Genomic DNA, 21,353 nt, shown 5'->3' with positions numbered 1-21,353 from the left:
ATTCAGCCGTCAGCGGCATGACCGCGCGTAAGACAAGGCCCCGGCCCCGACGTGTCGGCGGACAATCGCCACCTGCCCTTCCGACCGCCAGCCGCAGCAGCAGGTTGCCCACTTGGCAAGCAAACCGGGCAGAGCGGATGACGTCACCCAGTACCCGGCCGCTATGGCAACGGGCCGGGTCTGTCTTGCGAGGGCGGCCTAGCGGTAGTGCAGCGATTTGCCGTTGTGGAAGACCTGCACGCGCGACGGCTCGGCGGTCAGGCCCACGGTCTTGCCGCGCACATCGGCATGGATACCGGGCAGCTTGGCGATGATGGGTTCCTCGCGCCCGTCAGGATCGAAGTAGAGCAGCGTCACCTCGCCCAGCGCCTCGGTGATGGCCACCTTGCCCTGGTAGATGAAATCGCCCTCTGTCTCGGTGAAATCCTCGGGGCGCACACCGACATTGACCTTCAGGCCCTTGTCGGAGTCTTGCGTGGGCACGTCGGCCACCGCGGTTCCGCCCCCGTCGAGCTTGACGGTGGTCTGTTCCCCTGTGGCACTGATTTCGCCCGACATCAGGTTCATGGCCGGCGAGCCGATGAATTGGGCGACGAACTCGTTCTCGGGGCGTTCGTAAAGCTCGAGCGGCGAGCCGACCTGCGCGATCCCCTTGTTCGCCAGAACCACGATGCGGCTGGCGAGGGTCATGGCCTCGACCTGGTCGTGGGTGACGTAGATCATCGTGGACTCCGGCATGGATTCCTTGAGCTGCGCGATCTCGATCCGCGTGGCGACCCGCAGTGCGGCGTCGAGGTTGGAAAGCGGTTCGTCGAAAAGATAGACCTTGGGGTCGCGCACGATGGACCGGCCGATGGCTACCCGCTGACGCTGGCCACCCGACAGGGCCTTGGGCAGGCGGTCGAGGTAGGGTTCCAGCTGCAGGATCTTTGCGGCCTTCTCGATGGCGGCGTCGATCTCCGCGGGGGTTTTCTTGGCCAGCTTGAGGGCGAAGGCCATGTTGTCACGCACCGTCATGTGCGGATAGAGCGCGTAGGACTGGAACACCATGGCGATGCCGCGCTGCGCGGGCGGCACGTCATTGACGCGCTGGCCGTCGATTTCCAGCGTGCCGCCGGTGATCTTTTCCAGCCCGGCAATCATGCGCAACAGGGTGGACTTGCCACAGCCCGAGGGGCCGACAAAGACAATCAACTCGCCCTTCTTGATGTCGAGATTGATGTCCTTGAGCACCTCGACGGTGCCGCCATAGGTCTTTTCGACGTTCTCCAGCCTCAGGTCCGCCATCTGGTCCCTCCCTTTGATCTTCCTACCCGGTTCCGCGGACAGCGAAACAGGGCTGCCACGGTCCGAGATGCAATTTGTTGTCCGCCGACACATGGGCCCCGCCAAGTTCCGCGCCGACCGGCGCCCAGCTCCCCGCAGGCAGGGACAGTTCCGAGGGCGTGTCGGACAGGTTGAAGGCGCAGAAGATTTCCTCGTCGCCCTGTCGGCGCGTGAAATGGACCACGTCCCCCTCGGCGTGGACCCCATCGTGGTCGCCCTTTTCCAACGCCGGGTGGGCATGGCGGAAGGCGATGGCCCGACGGTAGTGATGGATCAGGGCGCCAGGGTCTTCCTCCTGGACGGCGACGGCGCGATGCACATGGTCATGGCTGACCGGCAGCCAGGTCTTGGGGGCGGTGGAAAAGCCACCGTGCAGATTCGAGTCCTCCCAGACCATCGGTGTGCGGCAACCGTCGCGGCCCTTGAACTCGGGCCAGAACTCGACGCCGTAAGGGTCCTGCAGGTCCTCGAAGGCGACATCGGCCTCGGGCAGGCCCAGCTCTTCGCCCTGGTAGATGCAGACCGACCCGCGCAGGCACATGATAAGCGAGGCAAAGGCCCGCTGCGCCGCCGGTGTCAGGCCCCAGCGGGTGGCGTGGCGCATCACGTCGTGATTGGAAAAGGCCCAGCAGGCCCAACCGTCGGCGGCGACCTCGTCAACCCGGGCCATGACGCTGGCGATGCGGTCGGGCGTCGGCTGGTCCTTGGCCAGGAATTCGAAGGCATAGCACATCTGCATCAGATCGTCGCCGGCGGTGTATTCGCCCATGATCTCGAGCCCGCGCTGGGCATCGCCCACCTCGCCCACGGCGGCGGCGTTGAAGGGGGCCATGACCCGGCGCAGCTTGCGCAGGAACTCAAGGTTCTCGGGCTGGTTCTTGGAATAAAGGTGTTCCTGGTGATTGTAGGGGTTCACGCTGGGCGCGATGTTGGCGTTGCGCTGTTCCGCCGGCAGGGGCGGGTTGTCGCGCAGCTGGGCGTCGTGGACATAGAAGTTTATCGTGTCCAGCCGGAAGCCGTCGACCCCACGGTGCAGCCAGAACCGCGCCACGTCCAGCAGGGCCTCTTGTACCTGCGGTTCATGGAAATTCAGATCGGGCTGCGAGGCCAGGAAGTTGTGCAGGTAATACTGTTCGCGCCGCGGGTTCCACTGCCAGGCCGAGCCGCCGAAGATCGACAGCCAGTTGTTGGGCGGCGTGCCATCGTCCTTGGGATCGGCCCAGACATACCAGTCGGCCCTGTCGTTGTCGCGGCTGGCACGGCTCTCGGAGAACCAGGGGTGCCGGTCGCTGGTATGGCTGAGGACGAGGTCGATCATGACCTTCAGCCCAAGCCCGTGCGCGGTCTCGACCACCGCGTCGAAGTCCGCCAGGGTGCCGAACATCGGATCGACGTCGCAATAGTCGCTGACGTCATAGCCGAAGTCCTTCATCGGCGAAGAGAAGAAGGGCGATATCCAGATCGCATCGACCCCCAGCGAGGCGACGTAGGGCAACCGCTGCACGATCCCGGCCAGGTCGCCGATGCCATCGCCATTGCTGTCCTGGAAGCTGCGCGGATAGATCTGATAGATCACCGCACCACGCCACCAATCCTGTTCCTTTTCCAGCACGCTGCCTGGCACCAGGGCCTCCAGTTTCGTCATGATAGTCTTGTCTTTCCTATTTCACGGAGCCGGCAAGCATGCCGCGCACCAAGTATTTCTGCATCGCGAAGAACACCACCAACGGCACCGCGATCGATACGAAGGCCGCCGTCGCGAGGATTTCCCAGTTGCCGCCGCGGGTGCCCAGAAGCTCAACGATCTTGTTGGTCATCACCGTGGTTTCGCCGCTGGCGTCGATCAGGAATACCTTGGCCACCAGCAGGTCGTTCCAGGTCCAGAGGAACTGGAAGATCGCGAAGCTGGCCAGTGCGGGGAAGGACAGCGGCAGGATGATCTTGGTGAAGATCTGGAACTCGGTCGCGCCGTCCACGCGGGCATTCTCGATGATGTCGCGCGGCAAGCCGACCATGTAATTTCGCAAGAGGTAGATCGCCAATGGCAGGCCAAAGGCGGTGTGGGCCAGCCAGACGCCCAGGTAGCCCTTGCCGATACCGATGCCCAGGTGCAAGCGGAGCAAGGGGATCAGCGCCAGTTGCAGAGGCACGACCAGCAGCCCCACCACCATGGCGATCAGCAGCGCACGTCCCGGGAAATCCATCCAGGCCAGCGCATAGGCCGCGAAGGCCGCCACCACGATGGGGATGATCGTGGCCGGAATTGTCACGGTCAGGGTGTTGAAAAAGGCCTTCGACATGCTGTCGGTGCTGTCGCCCGACAGCAGGACCTGTTCGTAATTGTCCAGGGTGAACTCCGGCGGGGCCTTGGCGGTGGCAAAGACCCGCTCGCCGCGGCCCGAGATATGCTCGTCCGTGCCGCGCCAGACGTAGGAACCGTCCTCCTCGACCGTCAGCGTGCCGTCATCGTCCATGTCGGCGGTCTCGCCCGCCTGGTAGGCCGAGATGTTGAGCGAGGATGTCCCCCAGGTGCTAATTATCTTCTCCGAGCCCTCTTCAAAAAGGTTGCCGGTGACCACGAACATGTCGCCGTCAGGAACGCGATTTTCCTCGGGGCTGGCCGTGCGCAGGACCTCGCTTTGTTCCGAGGCAGACAGCGAGGCCCACCAGCCCGAGGTGTTGATCTGGTCCACCGTGCGGAAGGACGAGATGAACAGGCCCAGCGTGGGAAAGACCCAGAGCAGCACCAGCGCCAGCGTGGCGATATGCACCGCCCAGGTCAGGCTGGACTTGGTTCCGGCAACATTGTCCATCAGCGCATCTCCTTGCGGGCGTTGTAGACGTTCCAGACCAGGATCGGAGAGACCAGAAGCATGATGACAATGGCACTGGCCGAGCCAACGCCCCAGTCATTCGCCCGGAACAGCTTGTCGAACATGTAATTGGCCAGAACCTGGGTTTCCCACTGGCCGTTGGTCATGGCGAACACGATGTCGAAGATCTTGAGCACGACCAGCGTGATCGTGGTCCAGACCACGACGATGGTGCCCATGATCTGCGGCACCATGATCTGGAAGAAGACCTCGAAGGGATTGGCACCGTCCACGATGGCGGCCTCGATGGTTTCCTCGGGAATGCCGCGCAGGGCGGCCGAAAGGATCACCATGGCAAAGCCGGTCTGGATCCAGATCAGCACGATCATCAGGAAGAAATTGTTGTAGAAGGGGATCGTCAGCCATTGCTGCGCCTCGCCATAGGGCAACTGCATGGTGAAGATCTCGATCACCTGCCACAGTGAGGTGACCACGAGATAGGCGGCCCCCGCCACCCCGGCGATCCGCAGGACCGACCCGAAGCTGCTGTAGGAAGAGCCCCGCCCGAGGAAGGGCTTGAGGAGGATGTAGCCCACGTAGGCCACCATGGCGGCAAAGCTCAGCAGCACGATGGCCGGCAGCACCTTGAGCACGAGGAAACTGCCCGCACCGCCCTCGAACTGCAGCCAGATGGCGTTGAGCACACCGATCTGGGCCTGGTCCGCGGGGCGGGCGACATAGATCAGGCGGAAGATCACCGAGGCGCCGACGAAAGAAATCGCCATGGGCATGAAGATGATGGACTTTGCCGCGGCCCCCCACTTGATGCGGTCGGTCAGTTGCGCGGCCAGAAGGCCGAAGGCGGTCGAGGCCGCGGGCACCACGAAGAGCCACAGCATGTTGTTGCGCATGGCTTCCCAGAACTTGGTTTCGCCGAACATCTGCTGGTAGTTCGCCAGCCCGACGAAGCCCCCGTCCTGGTCGCGGTCGGTCAAGGACAGGCGCAGGGTCTCGACCACCGGATAAAGCAGGTAGAGGCTGAGGAACAGCATTGCGGGCAACAGGAACAGCCAGGGGCGCACCTGGTTGGCGCGATTGATGTTCTGGCCCGCCTTCGGCCCCTTGGCCGGAAAGATGACCTTGTCGAGCAACTGGTTGGAAAAATAGAAATATCCCAGACATCCACCGACCCCGATCAGGATCGTGATAAGTCCCTGTAGCGCTGGTGACATGAGCCCCTCCCTGACGCGGCCGTCGCGGCGTTCCGGTCTTGCTGGGGACGGCCCGGCGCGGGGCCGGACCGTCCGAACTTTCGGTCCGGGCGGACCCGCTTACTTGAGCGAGTCCCAACTGTCCTGGATGTCAGAGGCAACATCCTCGGCATCCGCGCCGCCGGCATAATCGACCATGCCGGTCCAGAAGGACCCGGCGCCGACACCGCCCGGCATCAGGTCGGAGGCGTCGAAGCGGAAGGTCGTCGCGTCGAGCAGGATGTCGTTCATCTTGGCGAGGGTGGGGTCCGCGAAGGTCGAGGTATCGACGCCGGTGTGCGGTGTCAGAAAACCGCCCAGACCCATCCAGATCTCGTGTGCCTCAGGCGTCTGAAGGTACGCCATCAGGTCATGGGCCGCCTCGTTCTCGTTGGTGATGGCCCACATGGTGCCCGCGCCCAGGACCGGGGTGCCCAGGTCCTCGGCCTCGTAGGCCGGGAAGTAGAAGAAGTCGGCATCAAGCCCGACCTCGGTGCCCTCGGGGAAGAACGCGGGGATAAAGGACGCCTGACGGTGCATCATGCACTGCGGCGGGGCATCGAACAGGCCCTTGGGGCTGTCGCGGAAATCGGTCGAGGCCACGGCGTCAGACCCGCCGGCAACGTAATCGTCGTTGCGCGCGAAGTAACCGAATTCCTCGATCGCGTTCACCACCGGCTCGGCGTCGAAGGGCATCTCGTTGGTGACCCAGTCGTCGTAGACCTCCGGCGGCTGGGTGCGCAGCATCATGTCCTCGACCCAGTCGGTGGCCGGCCAGCCGGTGGCCCCGCCGGAGCCCAACCCGATGCACCACGGGGTAAGGCCGTCCGCCGCCATCTGCTCGGTCAGGGCCTTGAGCTCTTTCATGGTTTCGGGGATGTCGTAGCCCGCATCCTCAAAGTTCTCGGGCACGTACCAGACAAGCGATTTCACATCGACCTTGTAGAACATGCCGTAGAGGTTTTCCTCGCCACTCGCGTTCTCGAACGTGCCGAGGTCGACCCAGGACTGGCCGGCGGCGTAATTCTCACGCAGCCAGTCGGCGGTTCCGTCCCGCAGCGGGGTCAGAAAGCCATCCGACGCCATGTCCGAGGCCAGGCCGGGCTGCGGGAACACGGCGACGTTCGGGGCCGAGCCGGCCTCGGCATCGACCATGATCTGCTGTTCGAAGCTGTCCGAGCCGACGTAGCTGACGTCGTAGCCCGACTGCTCCTCGAAGGCGGCGAGCACGGTTTCGACCATTTCCTGGTCCGGTCCCAGCCAGGGACCGAAAACGGTCAGGTCCTGGGCCGAGGCCATCCCGGCGGTCAGGGCGACGGTCGCCGCACCGGTAAGCAGGGTCTGTTTCATGAATATCCTCCCAATTGCACGGAAACCGCGCTTAACTGCAGTCTTGAACGGGCGCAGGGCCGGTCCTCCGACTCGGACCAAAGCGCTTTGAGTAACGTAGCTTTGTACCAAACGCGCCACCCTGTCAACGCTGCAAGCGCAGCACCATAAATTCTGCACTTGCAAGGTATCTGACAGAATTTGCATTGATTTTTTGCGCGGGACAAGAAAGGATGCGCAACAAGCTGCGCTTCAAAGCGTTTTCAATTCCTCACCCAAAAGCACGCCCATGAACCTCAAGGAACTCTCTGCCAAGCTGAACCTATCGCCGACCACGGTGAGCCGGGCGCTCAACGGCTACCCCGAGGTCAAGGAAGAGACCCGGCGGCGCGTGCTGGACGCGGCCAGCCGCTATGATTACTCGCCCAACGCCCGCGCCCAGGGGCTGGCGACGGGACGGTCGCAGGCGATCGGCCACGTGATTCCCCTTTCGACCAAGCACGAGATGGTGAACCCGGTCTTCGGCGACTTCATCGCCGGGGCGGGGGAAACCTATTCCAGCCACGGCTACGAGATGCTCATCTCGGTGGTAGAGGACGACCGCACCGAAGACGCTTACCGGTCGCTCAAGCGGCGTGGTGTCGTCGACGGGGTCATCCTGCATGGCCCCCGCATGGAAGATTCGCGCGTTCCGATGCTGCAGGACCTGGGTCTGCCCTTCGTGGTGCACGGGCGCGCCTCGGGCCTGCCGCAGGACTATTCCTGGCTGGACGTGAACAACCGTCGCGCCTTCCAGCGCGCCACGGACTTTCTGCTGGACCTCGGCCACCGCCGGATCGCGCTGATCAACGGGCTGGAGACGATGGATTTCGCCGCCCGCCGCCGCACGGGCTACGAGACGGCGCTGACCGCGCGCGGGTTCAACCCCGACCCGGCGCTGGAGGTCAGCGGCGAAATGACCGAGGCCATGGGCCATGTCTGCGCGCTCGACCTTCTGGACCGGCCGTTGCCGCCGACCGCCTTCCTGGTCTCGTCGATGATCAGCGCCATGGGCGTGCGCCGCGCGCTGGAGGATCGCGGCTTGCGCATGGGGCAGGATGTCTCCGTCATCACCCATGACGACGCCCTGTCCTATTTCACCAGCGGCGCCGATGTGCCGCTGTTCACCTCCACACGATCTTCTGTGCGCGAGGCCGGTCGACAAGTGGCGCAAATGCTGATCGACAGGATAGACACGCCCGACGCCCCACCCCGGCAGGTGCTGATGGAGGCGGAACTGACGGTGGGCCGCTCGACCGGCCCCGCCCCGACAGAGTGAGGACAGAGATGGATTTCAACCGCTCCGACTTTCCCGAGGATTTCCTGTTCGGCGCCGCGACCGCCGCCTACCAGATTGAAGGATCGACCCATGGCGGCGCCGGGTCCTGTCACTGGGACAGCTTCGCACGGGTGCCCGGCAACGTGATCGGGGCCGAGGACGGGAGCCGGGCCTGTGACCACTATCTGCACTGGGAGGCGGACCTCGACCTGCTGCGCGCGGCCGGCATGGACGCCTACCGGTTCTCAACCTCCTGGGCGCGGGTCCTGCCCGAGGGGCGCGGGCCGGTGAACACCGAGGCACTGGATTTCTATGATCGGCTGGTCGACGGCATGCTGGAACGGGGGCTCAGGCCCTTCCACACGATCTATCATTGGGAAATGCCCTCGGCGCTGGCCGACCTGGGCGGCTGGACCAACCCGGACGTCCACAACTGGTTCGCCGAGTTCACGCAGGTCATCACCCGCCGCATCGGTGACCGCGTGCACGCCACGGCCACGATCAACGAACCCTGGTGCGTGTCCTACCTGTCGCACTTCCTGGGCCATCACGCGCCCGGGCTGCGCGATATCCGCGCCACCGCGCGGGCGATGCACCATGTCCTCAAGGCGCATGGCGCGGCGATGGAAGTTCTGCGCGCCGAGGGGCGCGAAAACTGCGGGATCGTGTTGAACTTCGAGGCCGATGTCCCGGCCGAGGACGGCCCCGATCATGCCGCCGCCGCCGCCCGCCAGGACGCGATCATGAACCGCTGGTTCCTTGAGGGGATCACCCGCGGCAGCTACCCGCAAGAGGCTCTGGAGGGCCTGGAGCCGCATCTGCCCGCGGGCTGGCAGGACGACATGGCCGCGATTTCGCAGCCGATCGACTGGCTGGGCGTGAACTACTACACGCGCGGTCTGATGCGGGCCATGCCCGACATGGCCTGGCCCGCGATGGACCCTGTGCCCGGCCCCCTGCCCAAGACACAGATGGGCTGGGAGGTCTTCCCCCAGGGGCTGGAGGACACGCTCACCCGGCTGTCGCGCGATTACGTCGGCGACCTGCCCGTCTATGTCACCGAGAACGGCATGGCCTGGGACGATCATGTGATCGACGGCGCGGTCCATGACCCCGCGCGCATCAGCTTCATCTCGGAGCACGTGGAGGCGACACATAACGCCATGGACAAGGGCACCAACGTGCGGGGCTTCTTCTACTGGTCCTTGCTGGACAACTACGAATGGGCCTTCGGCTATGAAAAGCGTTTCGGCATGGTGCACGTGGACTACGAGACCATGACGCGCACGCCCAAGGCCTCGTTTCACGAGTTCGCCAAGGCACTGGGGCGGTAGCGGGCGCCCAAGGTTCCGCGGGGCCGAACAAAAAAAGGGCCCGATACAGAGAACAGACCGTCATGCCTGCCTCTGGCCCTCTCGCAGGTCGCAGGCGTGGCGGCTATGAAGACGCCCGAACCTCCTGGCGCTGGGTGCCCAGCCCCTCGACCGTCACTTCCATGACATCCCCGGGCCGCAGGAAACGCTGCGGGCGCATGCCCATGCCCACGCCCGAGGGTGTACCGGTGGCAATGATGTCGCCCGGCTGCAGCACCATGAATTCGCTCAGGTGGCTGATGATCTCGGCCACCGGGAAGATCATGTCGGCGGTCGTCGACTCCTGCACGGCCTCGCCGTTCAGGGTCAGGCTCAGCCCCAGCGCCTGGGGGTCGGGCACCTCGTCCGCCGTGACCAGCCAGGGGCCGACGGGGCCGAAGCCCGGGGCCGACTTGCCCTTGATCCACTGGCCGCCGCGGTCCAGCTGATAGCTGCGTTCCGAGATGTCGTTGATCACGCAATAGCCCGCGACATGCGCCAGCGCCTCGGCCGCGCCCACGCAGTAGGCCTCGCGTCCGATCACCACACCAAGCTCGACCTCCCAATCGGTCTTTTCGCTGCCCTCGGGAATGGTCAAAAGGTCGTCCGGCCCGGCCAGCGCCGAGACGGCCTTGGAAAAGACAATCGGCTCGGCCGGCGCGTCCTGGCCGGCTTCGGCGGCGTGCTTGGCGTAGTTCAGCCCGATGCAGAGGAAGTTCGGTACCCGCGCGAGACAGGCCCCGATACGGCCGGGCTGCGCCACCACCGGCAGGTCGTCCTGGTCGATCGCGGCCAGTTCGGCCAGCGCCTCGGTCGAGACGGTGGGCCCGGCGAAATCCGCCACGATGCCGCTCAGGTCGCGCACCCGGCCCTCCTTGTCCAACAGCCCGGGTTTCTCGGCGCCTAGATCTCCAAAACGCAGGAATTTCATCTTTGTTCCTCCTCTTGGCGCCCTCGCCGCGCCGGTGCTTGTCGTCCTTGTAAGTAAAACGCGCGGCTCAAAAAGACAAACAGGCTCAGACGCCGCGCAGGCGCCCGGCGGCCAGGGCACTCAGCGCCACCATGACCGAGGCCGTGCCCAGCATCAGCGGCAAGCCCCCCAGCTGGTAAGTCAGCCCGGACAGCACCGTGCCCAGCAGCCGGCCGCCTGCATTGGCCATGTAGTAGAATCCCACGTCCATGGTCACGCGTTCGGCCTTGGTGAAGGCCAGGATCAGGTAGGAGTGCAGAGAGGAATTGATCGCGAAGAGCGCCCCGAAGACCAGCAGCCCCCCGACCAATGTGACCGTCAGCCAGCTCTGCGGCTGGCCCGCGGCCAGCGCCGCCCCGGTCAGGATCACCGGCACCGCCATGAGCGCCAGCGCCCAGCCGCGTGTCGCGCCCACCAGTTCCGCCTCGGGCCGCCGGTCGGCGCGCAGTAGGCGCGGGGCCGAAGCCTGCATCGCCCCGTAGAGGATGATCCAGACGGCCATGAATGTCCCGATCATGAAGAAGGCCGCACGGTTGCCCGCTTCGCTGCCGTCCGACAGGACCGCGTAGAAGTAGACCGGCAGACCGACCACGAACCAGACATCCCGCGCACCGAACAGAAAGACCCGCGCCGCCGACAACCAATTGACGTTGGCGGAATCCGAGAAGACCTCGGAGAATTTCGCGCCCTTGCGGCCCGTTGGCAGACCCCTGGGCATGAAAAGCGCCACCGCCAGCAGGATCACCGCCAGCACCGCCGCCATGACCCAGACCGCGCCGATAAAGCCGACACCGCCCAGCAGCGCCGCGCCGAGCAGAAAGCCCATCCCCTTGACCGCGTTCTTGGATCCCGTCAGCACCGCGACCCAGCGGAACAAGCCCCCCTGTCCGGTGGGTGCCAGCAGCTTCACGGCGGATTTCGACGACATCTTGGCCAGGTCCTTGGCCACGCCCGAGGCCCCCTGCACCAGCATGACGTAGATCACCGACAGGGCCATGGCCCATTCGGGATCCAGCTGCGCCAGCGCGACCAGCGCGATCACCTGCAAGCCCAACCCGGCATAGAGCGTCGAGGTCAGCCCGAAGCGCGCCGCGATCCAGCCGGCGCAGAGGTTCGTCACCATCCCCGCGATTTCATAGAGCACGAAGAGATAGGCCAACTGCACCGGCGAAAAGCCCAGCGTGTGAAAATGCAACAGCACCAGCATACGCAGCGCGCCGTCGGTCAGCATGAAGGCCCAGTACGCGGCGGTGACGGCGATATAGGCGGACAACCCTTTAGGGCGTTCGGTCGCAGCGGTCAAAGAGAGGCCCCCACCATCCGCGCCACATCCACCAGCCGGTAGGCATAGCCCATCTCGTTGTCATACCAAGCGTAGATCTTCACCTGGGTGCCGTTCACCACCATGGTCGAGGGGGCGTCGACGATGCTGGAGCGGGTGTCGTTGGTGTAATCGGTCGAGACCAGGGGCCGCGTCTCGTAGCCCAGGATGCCGGCCAGCTCGCCCTCGGCGGCGTCCTTGAACATGGCGTTGACCTCTTCCGCGCTTGTCTCGCGGGCCACCTCGAAGACGCAATCGGTCAGCGAGGCGTTGAGCAGCGGCACCCGCACGGCGTGGCCGTTCAGCCGGCCCTGAAGGTCAGGGTAGATCAGCGTGATCGCCGTGGCGCTTCCGGTCGTGGTCGGGATGAGAGAATTGAGCCCCGAGCGCGCGCGGCGCAGGTCCTTGGCGGGGCGGTCCACGATGGTCTGCGTGTTGGTCACGTCGTGGATCGTGGTGATGGAGCCGTGGCGGATGCCAAGGGATTCGTGGATCACCTTGACCACCGGCGCCAGGCAGTTGGTCGTGCAGGAGGCCGCGGTGACGATCCGGTGCGCGGTGGGGTCATAGCTCGCGTCGTTGACCCCCACCACGATGTTCGCCGTGGGCCCGTCCTTGACCGGGGCCGAAACGATCACCTTTTTCACGCCCGCCTCGAAATAGGGGGCCAGCGCGGCCTCGGTCTTGAAGACGCCGGTGCAGTCGATCACGACGTCCACGCCGTCCAACGGCAAATCGGACAGGGCGCGTGTACCGATGAAGGGCAGCTTGGTGCCGTCGATCGTCACGCTGTCCGCGTCATGGGCAAAGTCCGCGTCCCAGCGCCCGTGCACCGTGTCGAATTCCAGAAGGTGGGCGTGCATTTCCGGGTCGCCCACCGCATCGTTGATCCAGGCAATGTCCATGCCCTGGTCCAGAAGGGGTTTCAGGGCGAGCTTTCCGATGCGGCCGAGGCCGTTGAGCGCGTAGACAGTCATGCGTCATCCTTGGTCTGGCCGATCTCGTCGACGGCCTGTTGCAGGGACATCCGGTCGAGTTCCGGAAGCGGCAGCGCGGTCAAGGCCGAGATACGGCGATAGAGCCCGCCATAGGTGTTCTGGAAGGCGAGGCTCTTTTCGGCATCCGTGCCCTCGACCTTGACAGGGTCGGACATCCCCCAGTGGGCCGAGACCGGCTGGCCGCCCCAAGCGGGGCATTCTTCGTTGGCCGCCTGGTTGCAGACCGTGAAGACGAAGTCGAACCGTGGCGCGTCCTCGGCCTGGAACTCGGACATGTGCTTGGCGCGCAGGAGGCTCGTGTCATGGCCCTTCTGGTTCAGCACCTCGACCGCAAAGGGGTTGAGCTGCGATTTCGGCGTGGTCCCGGCCGAATAGGCCTCGAAGCGGTCGCCCGCCGTCTGGCGCAGGATGGATTCGGCAAAGATCGAGCGGGCCGAGTTGCCGGTGCAGAGAAACAGCACCCGGTATTTCCGGTCAGTATCCGTGGCCATGTCGGGCCTCCGTTGTTGGTCGGTTGTGCAAAGATCGACCCGGCCCCGGCAGCAATCCAGGAACAGATCATCGAAAAGGGTCTGCGCCACGTCCATCTCGACGGCGTAGCGCAACGAGGTTCCGTCACGCTGCGCGCTGATCAGCCCGGCCTGAGACAGGGCGGACAGATAGGCAGAGGTGGTGCTGGGCTTTGAATGGATGGCCTGCGCGATTTCCTGCGCCGGCACCCGGTCGGGATAGCGGCGCATGAGCAACCGGTAGACGGCCAGCCGTTGCGGGTGGCCGAGGGTCGCGAGTCGGGCCGGGCTTTCTTTTTCCATATTTTATGGATATTCGAAATACCGACCCGCTCAAGTGAAGCTTTTGTAACGCCGGTTTTCACATCAAAGGGCCCGCCGTGCTTTCACGCGGCGGGCCCTTCGTCTGTGGCTGATCGCGCGACCGGGCGCCGGTCAGGCGGCCTTGGCCAGCGGGGCCTCAGCGCCCTCGATCAGCGCGCCGTGCAGGGCCTTGACCACGGCATCGCGGCTGTCGCGGTCGACGATGTATTGCACATCCACGTTGCGCGGGCCCTGTGTGGCGCCGATCGCCTCGTGCCCGGCCTTGGCGATGGCTTGCAACCCACGGGTCAGCACCGACAGGCCGCGCAGGTCGCGCCCGATGGCCGAGACGACTGACACGGTACGCGTGGTGATCTCGGCGCCGGGATAGGCCGCAGCGATATCCTTTTCAACGCGCCGCATGGTCTTGAGCGATGTGTCCAGGTAGTGCGTGATGGTATTGGCATTCGACACCTTGGAGACGATGCGCACGTCGTGACGGCGCAGCACGTCCAGGATCGTGGCATCATAGCCTTTCACGCCGACCATGTCCTGCTCGAAGACCTCGAGAGTGACGATATCCAGGCCAGTGACGATCTCGACCGCCGCCCGCTCGGCGCGCTGGTCGTCGATCAGCGTGCCCGGATCGCCCGGCTCGAAGGCGTTGGTCACGCGCAGCGGGATCTCGGCCTGGCGCAGGACCTTGGCCGCCTTGGGGTGGATCGCCTCCATTCCCATGTTGGACAGCTGGTCGGCCACGTCGTAATTGGTACGGCCCAGCTTGCGCACGGCCCCCTCGCCCACCAGTTTCGGGTCGCAGGAGGACAGGTGGAATTCCTTGTGAATGATCGCCTCGCGCGCGCCGGTCAGGGCGGCCAGCCGCGAAAACGTCACTTCGGAATAGCCTCGGTCGAACTCGCGCATCAGGCCTTCGGCGCATTGCGCATAGCCGGTGACGATGGGCATTTCCGTTTCCGGATCGACGCCCGCCATGGCCGAAGAGATCCGTTCTTCCAGGGTCACATCGCCCTCGTCCCGCCAGCCCGACAGATCCACGCAACGGGCATTCACGCCCGCGCGCTGGAGCAACAGCGTGGTCACGAAGGCCGAATGGGATTCGCCAAGGCCCGAGAGAAGCTCGCGGATTTGCAGCATGTGCTCGGACAGGCGGAAGTGGCCGTAGGAACACAGCCGCTGCAGGTCGATCAGACAGTTGCGCGCCCCGTCGACGCGGTCACGCACGAAATCATCCGCCTGTTCGATGTCGGCGGGGTTGTCCAGCACGGCCTTGTGCGCCGCGATCATGGCATCGGCGACGCGGGTCAACCCATCGTGCCAGCCATGGCCGGTGTCGGATTGCGCGAACTGGGCGTAGACGCCCTGGTCGCCGGTCTTCTTGTGCTCGAGTAGCAGATCCGTGATGCCCCCGAAGGCCGAGACGACGAATACGCGGCCATAAAGCGCCGCCCCGCTGCGGTCGCCTATGAAGAGCGTGTCGCGCAGCTCGTTGACGCGGGACATCGAGGTCCCGCCGATCTTTTCCACGGTATGGGCCATGCTCGGCCTCCTTGTCCTTTGCGTCAGCTTTCGTCGGGCGCCGCGTAGGAACCGTCTTCGCGGTGCACCTCCGTGCCCGTCACCGGCGGGTTGAAGCAGCAGGCCATGACCAGTTCCTCATGGGCGACAAGCCGGTGCTTGTCGTGCTGGTCCAGCGCATACATCACGCCGGGCCGGATGGGGTAGGTCGTCCCCGTGGCCAGGTCGGTGATCTCGCCGGTGCCCTGCATGCAATAGACGCTTTCGAAGTGGTTCTTGTAGTGGAAGGTGTGGTCCGACCCCGCTTCGAGGAAGGTGATATGGAACGAGAACCCCATATCGTCGTCGGCCAGCAGCATCCGCACCGAGGACCACTGCGCGTCGGAAACCACGCGGTCGGGCTGGTTGGCGGTGATGTCGTGAAAGTCGCGAACGATCATGGGGCTTACTCCGCTGCGATCTTGGTGTTGGCGAGGACGTCGCGGGTCGCGTCCACAAGAATGTTGAAGCCCTTGCGGAAGGTCTCCATCGAGGTGGTCAGCGGGGCGAGGACCTTGACGACCTCGTCGTCGCTGCCCGAGGTCTCGATCACGAGGCCCTTTTCATAGGCCCGCGCACAGATCTTCTCGGCCAGCTCGCCGCTGCCCACGTCCACGCCCTGCATCAGCCCGCGCCCCTTGAGATAGGCGCCGGGTATCATCTCGGCGATCTCGTTCAGGGCCGTGGTGATCATGACCGTCTTGTGCGCCAGGTCCTGCTGGAACTTGTCGTCCGACCAGAACTTGTAAATCGCCGTCTTGGCGGTCACGAAGGCATGGGTGTTCCCACGGAAGGTGCCATTGTGCTCGGCCGGGCCGAAGACATCATGTTCGGGGCGCACGAGCACCAGCGCCAGCGGCAGGCCAAAGCCCGAGATGGATTTCGCCATGGTGACGATGTCGGGCATCACGCCCATCTCCTCGAACGAGAAGAAGGTGCCGGTGCGGCCGCAGCCGGCCTGGATGTCGTCGATGATCAACAGCGCGCCGTGCTTTTTGGCGACCTGGGCGACCCCGCGCACGAACTCCGGCGAAGCGGCGTTCAGGCCGCCTTCGCCCTGCACGGTCTCCAGCAGGATGGCCGCGGGGGCGTCGATGCCGCCCGAGCCGTCCGACAGCATGCTGTCCAGCAGGGCAACCGAGTCGACGCCCTTGGCGAAATCGTCGAACGGCAGTCGCGTCACACCCGAGGTGTCCATGCCCGCGCCGCCACGATGGTAGCCATTGCCGGTGGCGGCCAGCGCCCCCATGGTCACGCCGTGAAAGCCGTTGGTGAAGGCGATGACATTGGTCCGCCCGGTGGACTTGCGCGCAATCTTCATGGCCGCTTCGACAGCATTGGCGCCGGTCGGGCCGGTGAACATCACCTTGTGATCCATGTCACGCGGTTCCAGGATGTGGGTTTCCAGCGCGTGCAGGAAATCGCCCTTGGCATCCGTGTGCAGGTCCAGCCCGTGGGTGATGCCGTCATTGGTCATGTGCTCGATCAGCGCGGCCTTCATGTCCGGGTCGTTGTGCCCGTAGTTCAGCGACGAACACCCGGCGAGGAAGTCGATGTAGGTCTTGCCGGTCTCGTCGGTCATGATGGAGCCCTGCGCCTTGGTAAAGACGGCGGGCATGCCGCGGCAGTAGGAGCGCGCCTCGCTTTCGCGGCGGTCATAGATCGTAGCGGTTTTGGTCATGTCCTTGGCCATGATGGATCCTTTCGGGAAATCTTGTGTGAGGGGGCCGGGTGCGCGGATCAGGCCGCGCGGCGCAGCGGCACCGAGGCGGGCAGCTCGATCGTCACCATGTGTTCGGTGTCGTGGCGGCCCTCGAAATGCACCTCCTTCTCGAAGTGGGGCGCATCCGACAGATCGCCGCCGATGTGGCGCGCGAAGCTGCGGAACAGGCCCCAGGAGGCGTCGTTGTCCTTGGTGATTGTCGTCTTCAGGTGGGTGGCATCGGCACAATTCTTGCGCTCGATCAGGTGGGTCAGCATCTTGCGGCCCAGGCCCAACCCGCGCGCCTTGTCGCTCACCGCGACCTGCCAGACGAAGAGTTCGTCCTTCTCGGGGATCATGTAGCCGGAAATCCAGCCGACGACCTCGCCGTGGAGTTCGGCCACCACGCAGGTGTCGCGAAAATGGTCGGCCTGGACGAGGTTACAGTACATCGAGTTCTCGTCGAGAGGCTTGCACGCCTTGATCAGCGCCCAGATTTCCGCCCCGTCCTTGGCATCGGGTTTGCGCAGACGGGGCACGCGCGCTCGGGGTTTGACCGGATCGTCGTTCAAGATGTCCTTGGGCATGGGAGCTGACCTCTCTGATTGTTCGGAAAGCTAATTAGTATATCTGACCCGATAATTCAACCTTCAAAGCAAGCGATGCGCATCTTGCGCGCAGATGGCACGTTTACAAAGCCTCGACCCCTTCAGGTTTCATCTCTTTTCTGCAAGGCTCATGCTTCGCTTCGTGAATATCTCACAAAACTCCTTAGGCGATTGAAGGACTGCTCGGTCCGTGCCATACTTGCAACATGTCAACAGCCTTTCCCAACCGCACCGACGAAAGCCTGATCGCGCTGCGCCGCATCCTGCGGGCCACCGAATCGTATGCACGGGATCTGGCGCATGCAGTCGGCCTGAGTCCCGCGCAACTGCGCGTGCTTCAAATCGTGGCCGAGCGCGACAGCGCCACGCCCAAGCTGCTCGCCCGCCAGATGGGGGTCAGCCAGGCGACGGTCACCGCGCTGGTGGACAAGCTGGTGGCGCGCGGCCTGGTCACGCGGGTGCCATCGGACCTGGACCGCCGCCAGACCAATATCATCGCCACCGACCTGGGCCGCGAACGGCTGGATGATGCGCCCGATGCGCTGCAACAACGCTATGTCGCGGCCTTCAAGCAGCTGCAGGACTGGGAGCAGGCACAGCTTATCTCGTCACTGGAACGGGTGGCCGACATGCTCGACGCCCAGGACATCGACGCGGCCCCGGTCCTGACGACGGGTGACATCCGCTCGGGCCGGCGCGGCTAGCCGCCCTTCATCGCGGCGAAGAAGCCGGGCGTGGCCCGGCCCAGCAATTCGCGCGCCAGCGCCTCGCCCATGGCCGGTCCGTCGGCGACGGGGCCGGACATCTCGCCTGCATGAACCTCGGACCCGTCGGGGCGCAGGATCTCGCCGCGCAGGCGCAGGCCCTCGGGGGCAAATTCGGCCAGCCCGCCGATGGGCGTCTCGCAAGAGCCGTCCAGCGCCGCGAGAAAGGCCCGCTCGCAGGCCAGCCGGGCACCGGTGTCCGTGTCGTGAATCGCCGAAAGCATCCCGGCAACCCTGTCATCCGCGGTGCGCCGTTCGATCCCGATGGCGCCCTGCGCGATGGCCGGCAGCATGTCCTCGGTGGCGATGGCGGCGCGGGCCACCTCGGCACGGCCCAGCCGCCGCAGCCCGGCCATGGCCAGGAAGGTGGCCGCCGCCACACCGTCTTCTAGTTTTTTCAGCCGGGTCTGCACGTTGCCACGAAACTCCACCACCTGCAGGTCCGGTCGCCGCGCGCGCAATTGCGCCTGCCGCCGCAGGCTCGACGTGCCCACCACCGCACCTTCGGGCAGATCGCTCAGCGCGCCATGCTCCAACGAGACGAAGGCATCCCGCGCGTCTTCGCGCGGCAGCAGACAATCCAGCACCAGCCCGGCGGGCTGCGCCACCGGCATGTCCTTCATGGAATGCACGGCGATGTCGATCACACCCGCCAGCATGGCCTCCTCGATCTCCTTGGTGAAAAGGCCCTTGCCGCCGATCTCCTTGAGCGGCCTGTCCGCGTCGATCATCGAGCGGTTGTCGCCGGTGGTCTTGATGACCACGACCTCGAAGGCCGCCTCGGGCAGTTCGAAGGCCGCAGCGAGCCGATCGCGGGTTTCATGGGCCTGGGCCAGCGCCAGCGGCGAACCGCGGGTGCCGATCTTCAACGGACGGTCGGGGGAGGGCAGATCATGCGTCATGCGTCGCTTCTAGTGCTGTCAATCGGGGCTGACAATGGCTTGACTTCACCCGGCGCAACTGGAACCTCGATGCTGTTGATAGGAGTTCCCATGACCGACAAGACGATCCTGCGCGCCCTCGCGGGCGAAACCCTGCCCACCCCGCCGATCTGGATGATGCGCCAGGCGGGCCGCTATCTGCCCGAATACCGCGCGACCCGGGCGCAGGCGGGGGATTTCCTGTCTCTGTGCTACACGCCGGACCTGGCCGCCGAGGTGACGCTGCAACCGATCCGCCGCTATGGCTTCGACGGGGCGATCCTGTTTGCAGATATCCTGCTGGTCCCGCAGGCGCTGGGGGCCGATTTGTGGTTCGTCACCGGCGAGGGGCCGCGCCTGTCCACCATCACCGACCAGGGCGGCTTTGACACGCTCAAACCCGCCGACACGGTGCATGACCACCTGGCCCCGATTTACGAAACCCTGCGCATACTGTCGCGGGAACTGCCCGCCGAGACCACCCTGATCGGCTTTGCAGGGGCCCCCTGGACCGTCGCCACCTACATGATCGCCGGACGCGGGACACCCGATCAGGGCCCGGCCCATGCGCTCAAGTCCGAGAACCGCCCCCTGTTCGAGGCACTTCTGGACCGGATCACCGAGGCCACGATCGAATACCTTTCGGCCCAGGCCGAGGCCGGGGCCGAGGTGGTCAAGATCTTCGACAGCTGGGCCGGATCGCTGCAGGGCGAGGATTTCCAGAAATACGCCATCGCGCCCGCCCGCCGCATCACCGCCGAACTCAAGGCGCGGCACCCCGGCCTGCCTGTCATCGCCTTCCCGCGCGGTGCGGGCGAGAAATTCGTCGGCCTGCACCGGGACATCGGCGCAGACTGCATCGCGCTGGATGATGGCGTGACCCCGGAATGGGCCGCAGACCAGGTGCAGACCGCGGGCTGCGTGCAGGGCAACCTAAAGTCGTCCCACATGGTAACGGGGGGCGACGATCTGGTCCGCGAAACACGCCGCGTGGTCGAGGCGCTCTCGAACGGCCCACATATCTTCAACCTGGGTCACGGGATCACGCCCGATGCGGACCCCGAGAACGTACAGCTGATGATCGACACGATCCGCAACGATTAAAAAATGGATTACGACCAGAATAACTTTTCCGATCGTTCTAGCCTTGCTGAATTACGCGGCAAAACTGTGTCTATGGTCGTTTCAGTAACAATTTTTCTAAACGCTATTCCAATTACATTAAATACGGTATTTGACTTGCCCGAAGTCTCGAGGGCTGTTTCATTTTGGGTTCTTATGCTAACTGGTTCGATTAGTTCGGCTCTGGCCCTGTCAAGCGCTATCCTTTTTCAGTCGATGGTCCCCCGATGGACTAAAGACCCGAAGAAAGGCTACCCGAAAATGATGGATTGGCTTTATCCCATCGCAGTCATCTGCTTAGGCATTGCAGCTATAGCTTTCACGGCAAGTGTATGCCATATAATTCTATGGAGTAACACCGTTTCGATGTAATCGTCACCTGTTCAGCAACTCGAGATGGAAGTTGTCCTCATCAAGTGCCTTAGCAAGCTCGGTTTAGAGACTGCCGCACATTTTCTGTACCGCGCGCTGAAGCTGCCTTCGCAGAGTCACGACCAAAATACTGATCATGCAAAGCGCCCATGTTCATGGCGACGAAACCAGCGGCACTTACCTGCCTGGTGCCGAGTTGGCGCCGAAGCCTTTTATGGCCACGAGCTTTACTGCATTTCAAATACATTTGATTGTAGTTGTCGAATAGCACGCAGTCAATTTTTCAAAGCTGTATGGTAGCTGTTCCATCCCGGATGATCACATAGCCCCTCGTCGATCTGCGCTTTTCATGGCACGATCTGTTTTGAACGAGTTGCGAGACGGGAGATCGACATGCTGATCACGCTTCATGGCCAAGCTACGACCACACCGAAGATCAGGGCGGCCATCCAGGCGAGCGATGAACCGGCCTGGATCGTTGCCGAGCGCCACGGGACCTCCGAGCAAACCGTGTGGAAGTGGCGCAAGCGCGACAGCGTTGAAGACCGCAGCCACACGCCGCATCGGCTGCAGACGACGTTGACGCCCGCGCAGGAGGCTGTCGCGGTGGCGCTGCGCAAGACCCTGCTGGTCTCGCTCGACGACCTGCTGGCGGTGGTGCGGGAGTTCCTGAACCCGAAGGCCTCGCGCTCGGGGCTGGATCGCTGCCTGCGTCGGCACGGGGTCGGCAACCTGCGCGATCTCAAGGCCAGGGCACCGCAGCCGAAGCGTAGCGCCTTCAAGGCTTATGAGCCGGGCTAC

The 21,353-nt window shown here is 64.4% G+C and carries 19 protein-coding genes and 1 pseudogene; 6 read left to right on the top strand and 14 right to left on the bottom strand.

The features are described 5' to 3' along the window. Positions 1-198: 198 nt before the first annotated feature. The 5 genes from ACH107_RS13985 to ACH107_RS13965 form a co-directional block, all read right to left on the bottom strand. The gene (locus ACH107_RS13985) at positions 199-1,287 is read right to left on the bottom strand and encodes an ABC transporter ATP-binding protein (protein ID WP_412506353.1); all 1,089 of its coding nucleotides are present in this window, start codon (positions 1,285-1,287) and stop codon (positions 199-201) included. Positions 1,288-1,309: 22 nt separating this feature from the next. After that, positions 1,310-2,971, bottom strand: coding sequence for an alpha-amylase family glycosyl hydrolase (locus tag ACH107_RS13980; protein ID WP_412506352.1), 1,662 nt, complete (start codon positions 2,969-2,971; stop codon positions 1,310-1,312). A 16-nt stretch (positions 2,972-2,987) separates the two neighbouring features. Beyond that, on the bottom strand, positions 2,988-4,139 hold the full coding sequence (locus ACH107_RS13975) for a carbohydrate ABC transporter permease (protein ID WP_310690515.1): 1,152 nt from the start codon (positions 4,137-4,139) through the stop codon (positions 2,988-2,990). Then, on the bottom strand, positions 4,139-5,371 hold the full coding sequence (locus ACH107_RS13970) for a sugar ABC transporter permease (RefSeq protein WP_310690516.1): 1,233 nt from the start codon (positions 5,369-5,371) through the stop codon (positions 4,139-4,141). Before ACH107_RS13970 ends, ACH107_RS13975 begins: the two co-directional genes overlap by 1 nt. 99 nt (positions 5,372-5,470) lie before the next feature. Continuing rightward, the gene (locus ACH107_RS13965; protein ID WP_310690517.1) at positions 5,471-6,739 is read right to left on the bottom strand and encodes an ABC transporter substrate-binding protein; all 1,269 of its coding nucleotides are present in this window, start codon (positions 6,737-6,739) and stop codon (positions 5,471-5,473) included. 268 nt (positions 6,740-7,007) lie between these two features. Between ACH107_RS13965 and ACH107_RS13960 the strand changes: the two genes are divergently transcribed. Beyond that, on the top strand, positions 7,008-8,036 hold the full coding sequence (locus ACH107_RS13960) for a LacI family DNA-binding transcriptional regulator (protein WP_310690518.1): 1,029 nt from the start codon (positions 7,008-7,010) through the stop codon (positions 8,034-8,036). 8 nt (positions 8,037-8,044) lie between these two features. Then, on the top strand, positions 8,045-9,370 hold the full coding sequence (locus ACH107_RS13955) for a GH1 family beta-glucosidase (RefSeq protein WP_310690519.1): 1,326 nt from the start codon (positions 8,045-8,047) through the stop codon (positions 9,368-9,370). Between the two features lie 103 nt (positions 9,371-9,473). Here the strand turns inward: ACH107_RS13955 and ACH107_RS13950 are convergent, their stop codons facing one another. From ACH107_RS13950 to ectA, 8 genes are all read right to left on the bottom strand, one after another. Next, on the bottom strand, positions 9,474-10,319 hold the full coding sequence (locus tag ACH107_RS13950) for a fumarylacetoacetate hydrolase family protein (protein ID WP_412506351.1): 846 nt from the start codon (positions 10,317-10,319) through the stop codon (positions 9,474-9,476). A gap of 85 nt (positions 10,320-10,404) precedes the next feature. Then, positions 10,405-11,661: an organoarsenical effux MFS transporter ArsJ gene (arsJ, locus tag ACH107_RS13945; RefSeq protein WP_412506350.1), complete on the bottom strand. Its 1,257-nt coding sequence runs from the start codon at positions 11,659-11,661 to the stop codon at positions 10,405-10,407. Next, entirely contained in the window at positions 11,658-12,656 is a 999-nt protein-coding gene (locus ACH107_RS13940) for an ArsJ-associated glyceraldehyde-3-phosphate dehydrogenase (protein ID WP_412506349.1), read from the bottom strand. Before ACH107_RS13940 ends, arsJ begins: the two co-directional genes overlap by 4 nt. Then, on the bottom strand, positions 12,653-13,489 hold the full coding sequence (locus ACH107_RS13935) for an ArsR family transcriptional regulator (protein WP_310690523.1): 837 nt from the start codon (positions 13,487-13,489) through the stop codon (positions 12,653-12,655). The genes ACH107_RS13940 and ACH107_RS13935 overlap by 4 nt, the downstream gene beginning before the upstream one ends. A 132-nt stretch (positions 13,490-13,621) precedes the next feature. Next, positions 13,622-15,046, bottom strand: a complete 1,425-nt coding sequence (locus ACH107_RS13930) for an aspartate kinase (protein ID WP_310690524.1) — start codon at positions 15,044-15,046, stop codon at positions 13,622-13,624. Between the two features lie 23 nt (positions 15,047-15,069). Next, positions 15,070-15,465 carry an ectoine synthase gene (locus ACH107_RS13925; protein WP_310690525.1) on the bottom strand — a complete coding sequence of 132 codons (396 nt, stop codon included), beginning with the start codon at positions 15,463-15,465 and terminating at the stop codon, positions 15,070-15,072. A gap of 5 nt (positions 15,466-15,470) precedes the next feature. Further along, positions 15,471-16,757, bottom strand: a complete 1,287-nt coding sequence (gene ectB / locus ACH107_RS13920) for a diaminobutyrate--2-oxoglutarate transaminase (RefSeq protein WP_310690526.1) — start codon at positions 16,755-16,757, stop codon at positions 15,471-15,473. 47 nt (positions 16,758-16,804) lie between these two features. Beyond that, positions 16,805-17,353 (bottom strand): diaminobutyrate acetyltransferase, encoded by a 549-nt coding sequence (ectA, locus tag ACH107_RS13915; protein ID WP_310690527.1) that lies wholly within the window; start codon positions 17,351-17,353, stop codon positions 16,805-16,807. A gap of 227 nt (positions 17,354-17,580) precedes the next feature. Between ectA and ACH107_RS13910 the strand changes: the two genes are divergently transcribed. Next, positions 17,581-18,078: a MarR family transcriptional regulator gene (locus tag ACH107_RS13910; protein WP_310690528.1), complete on the top strand. Its 498-nt coding sequence runs from the start codon at positions 17,581-17,583 to the stop codon at positions 18,076-18,078. On the opposite strand, the gene hemC is transcribed toward ACH107_RS13910, so the two are convergent. Continuing rightward, complete coding sequence (hemC, locus tag ACH107_RS13905) at positions 18,075-19,040, bottom strand: hydroxymethylbilane synthase (RefSeq protein ID WP_310690529.1); 966 nt, start codon at positions 19,038-19,040, stop codon at positions 18,075-18,077. The two genes, ACH107_RS13910 and hemC, sit on opposite strands and share 4 nt — an antisense overlap. A gap of 90 nt (positions 19,041-19,130) precedes the next feature. On the opposite strand from hemC, the gene hemE reads away from it, so the two are divergent. From hemE to ACH107_RS13890, 3 genes and pseudogenes are all read left to right on the top strand, one after another. Then, positions 19,131-20,162: a uroporphyrinogen decarboxylase gene (hemE, locus tag ACH107_RS13900; RefSeq protein WP_310690530.1), complete on the top strand. Its 1,032-nt coding sequence runs from the start codon at positions 19,131-19,133 to the stop codon at positions 20,160-20,162. Between the two features lie 3 nt (positions 20,163-20,165). Next, entirely contained in the window at positions 20,166-20,552 is a 387-nt protein-coding gene (locus ACH107_RS13895; RefSeq protein ID WP_412506348.1) for a hypothetical protein, read from the top strand. A gap of 393 nt (positions 20,553-20,945) precedes the next feature. After that, a pseudogene (locus ACH107_RS13890) lies at positions 20,946-21,353 on the top strand (IS481 family transposase); the annotation flags it as partial.

Source organism: Roseovarius halophilus (ex Wu et al. 2025), assembly GCF_047086965.1.
The sequence above is the reverse complement of the archived record's forward strand: the minus strand, read 5'-3'. Positions and strand labels throughout refer to the sequence as shown.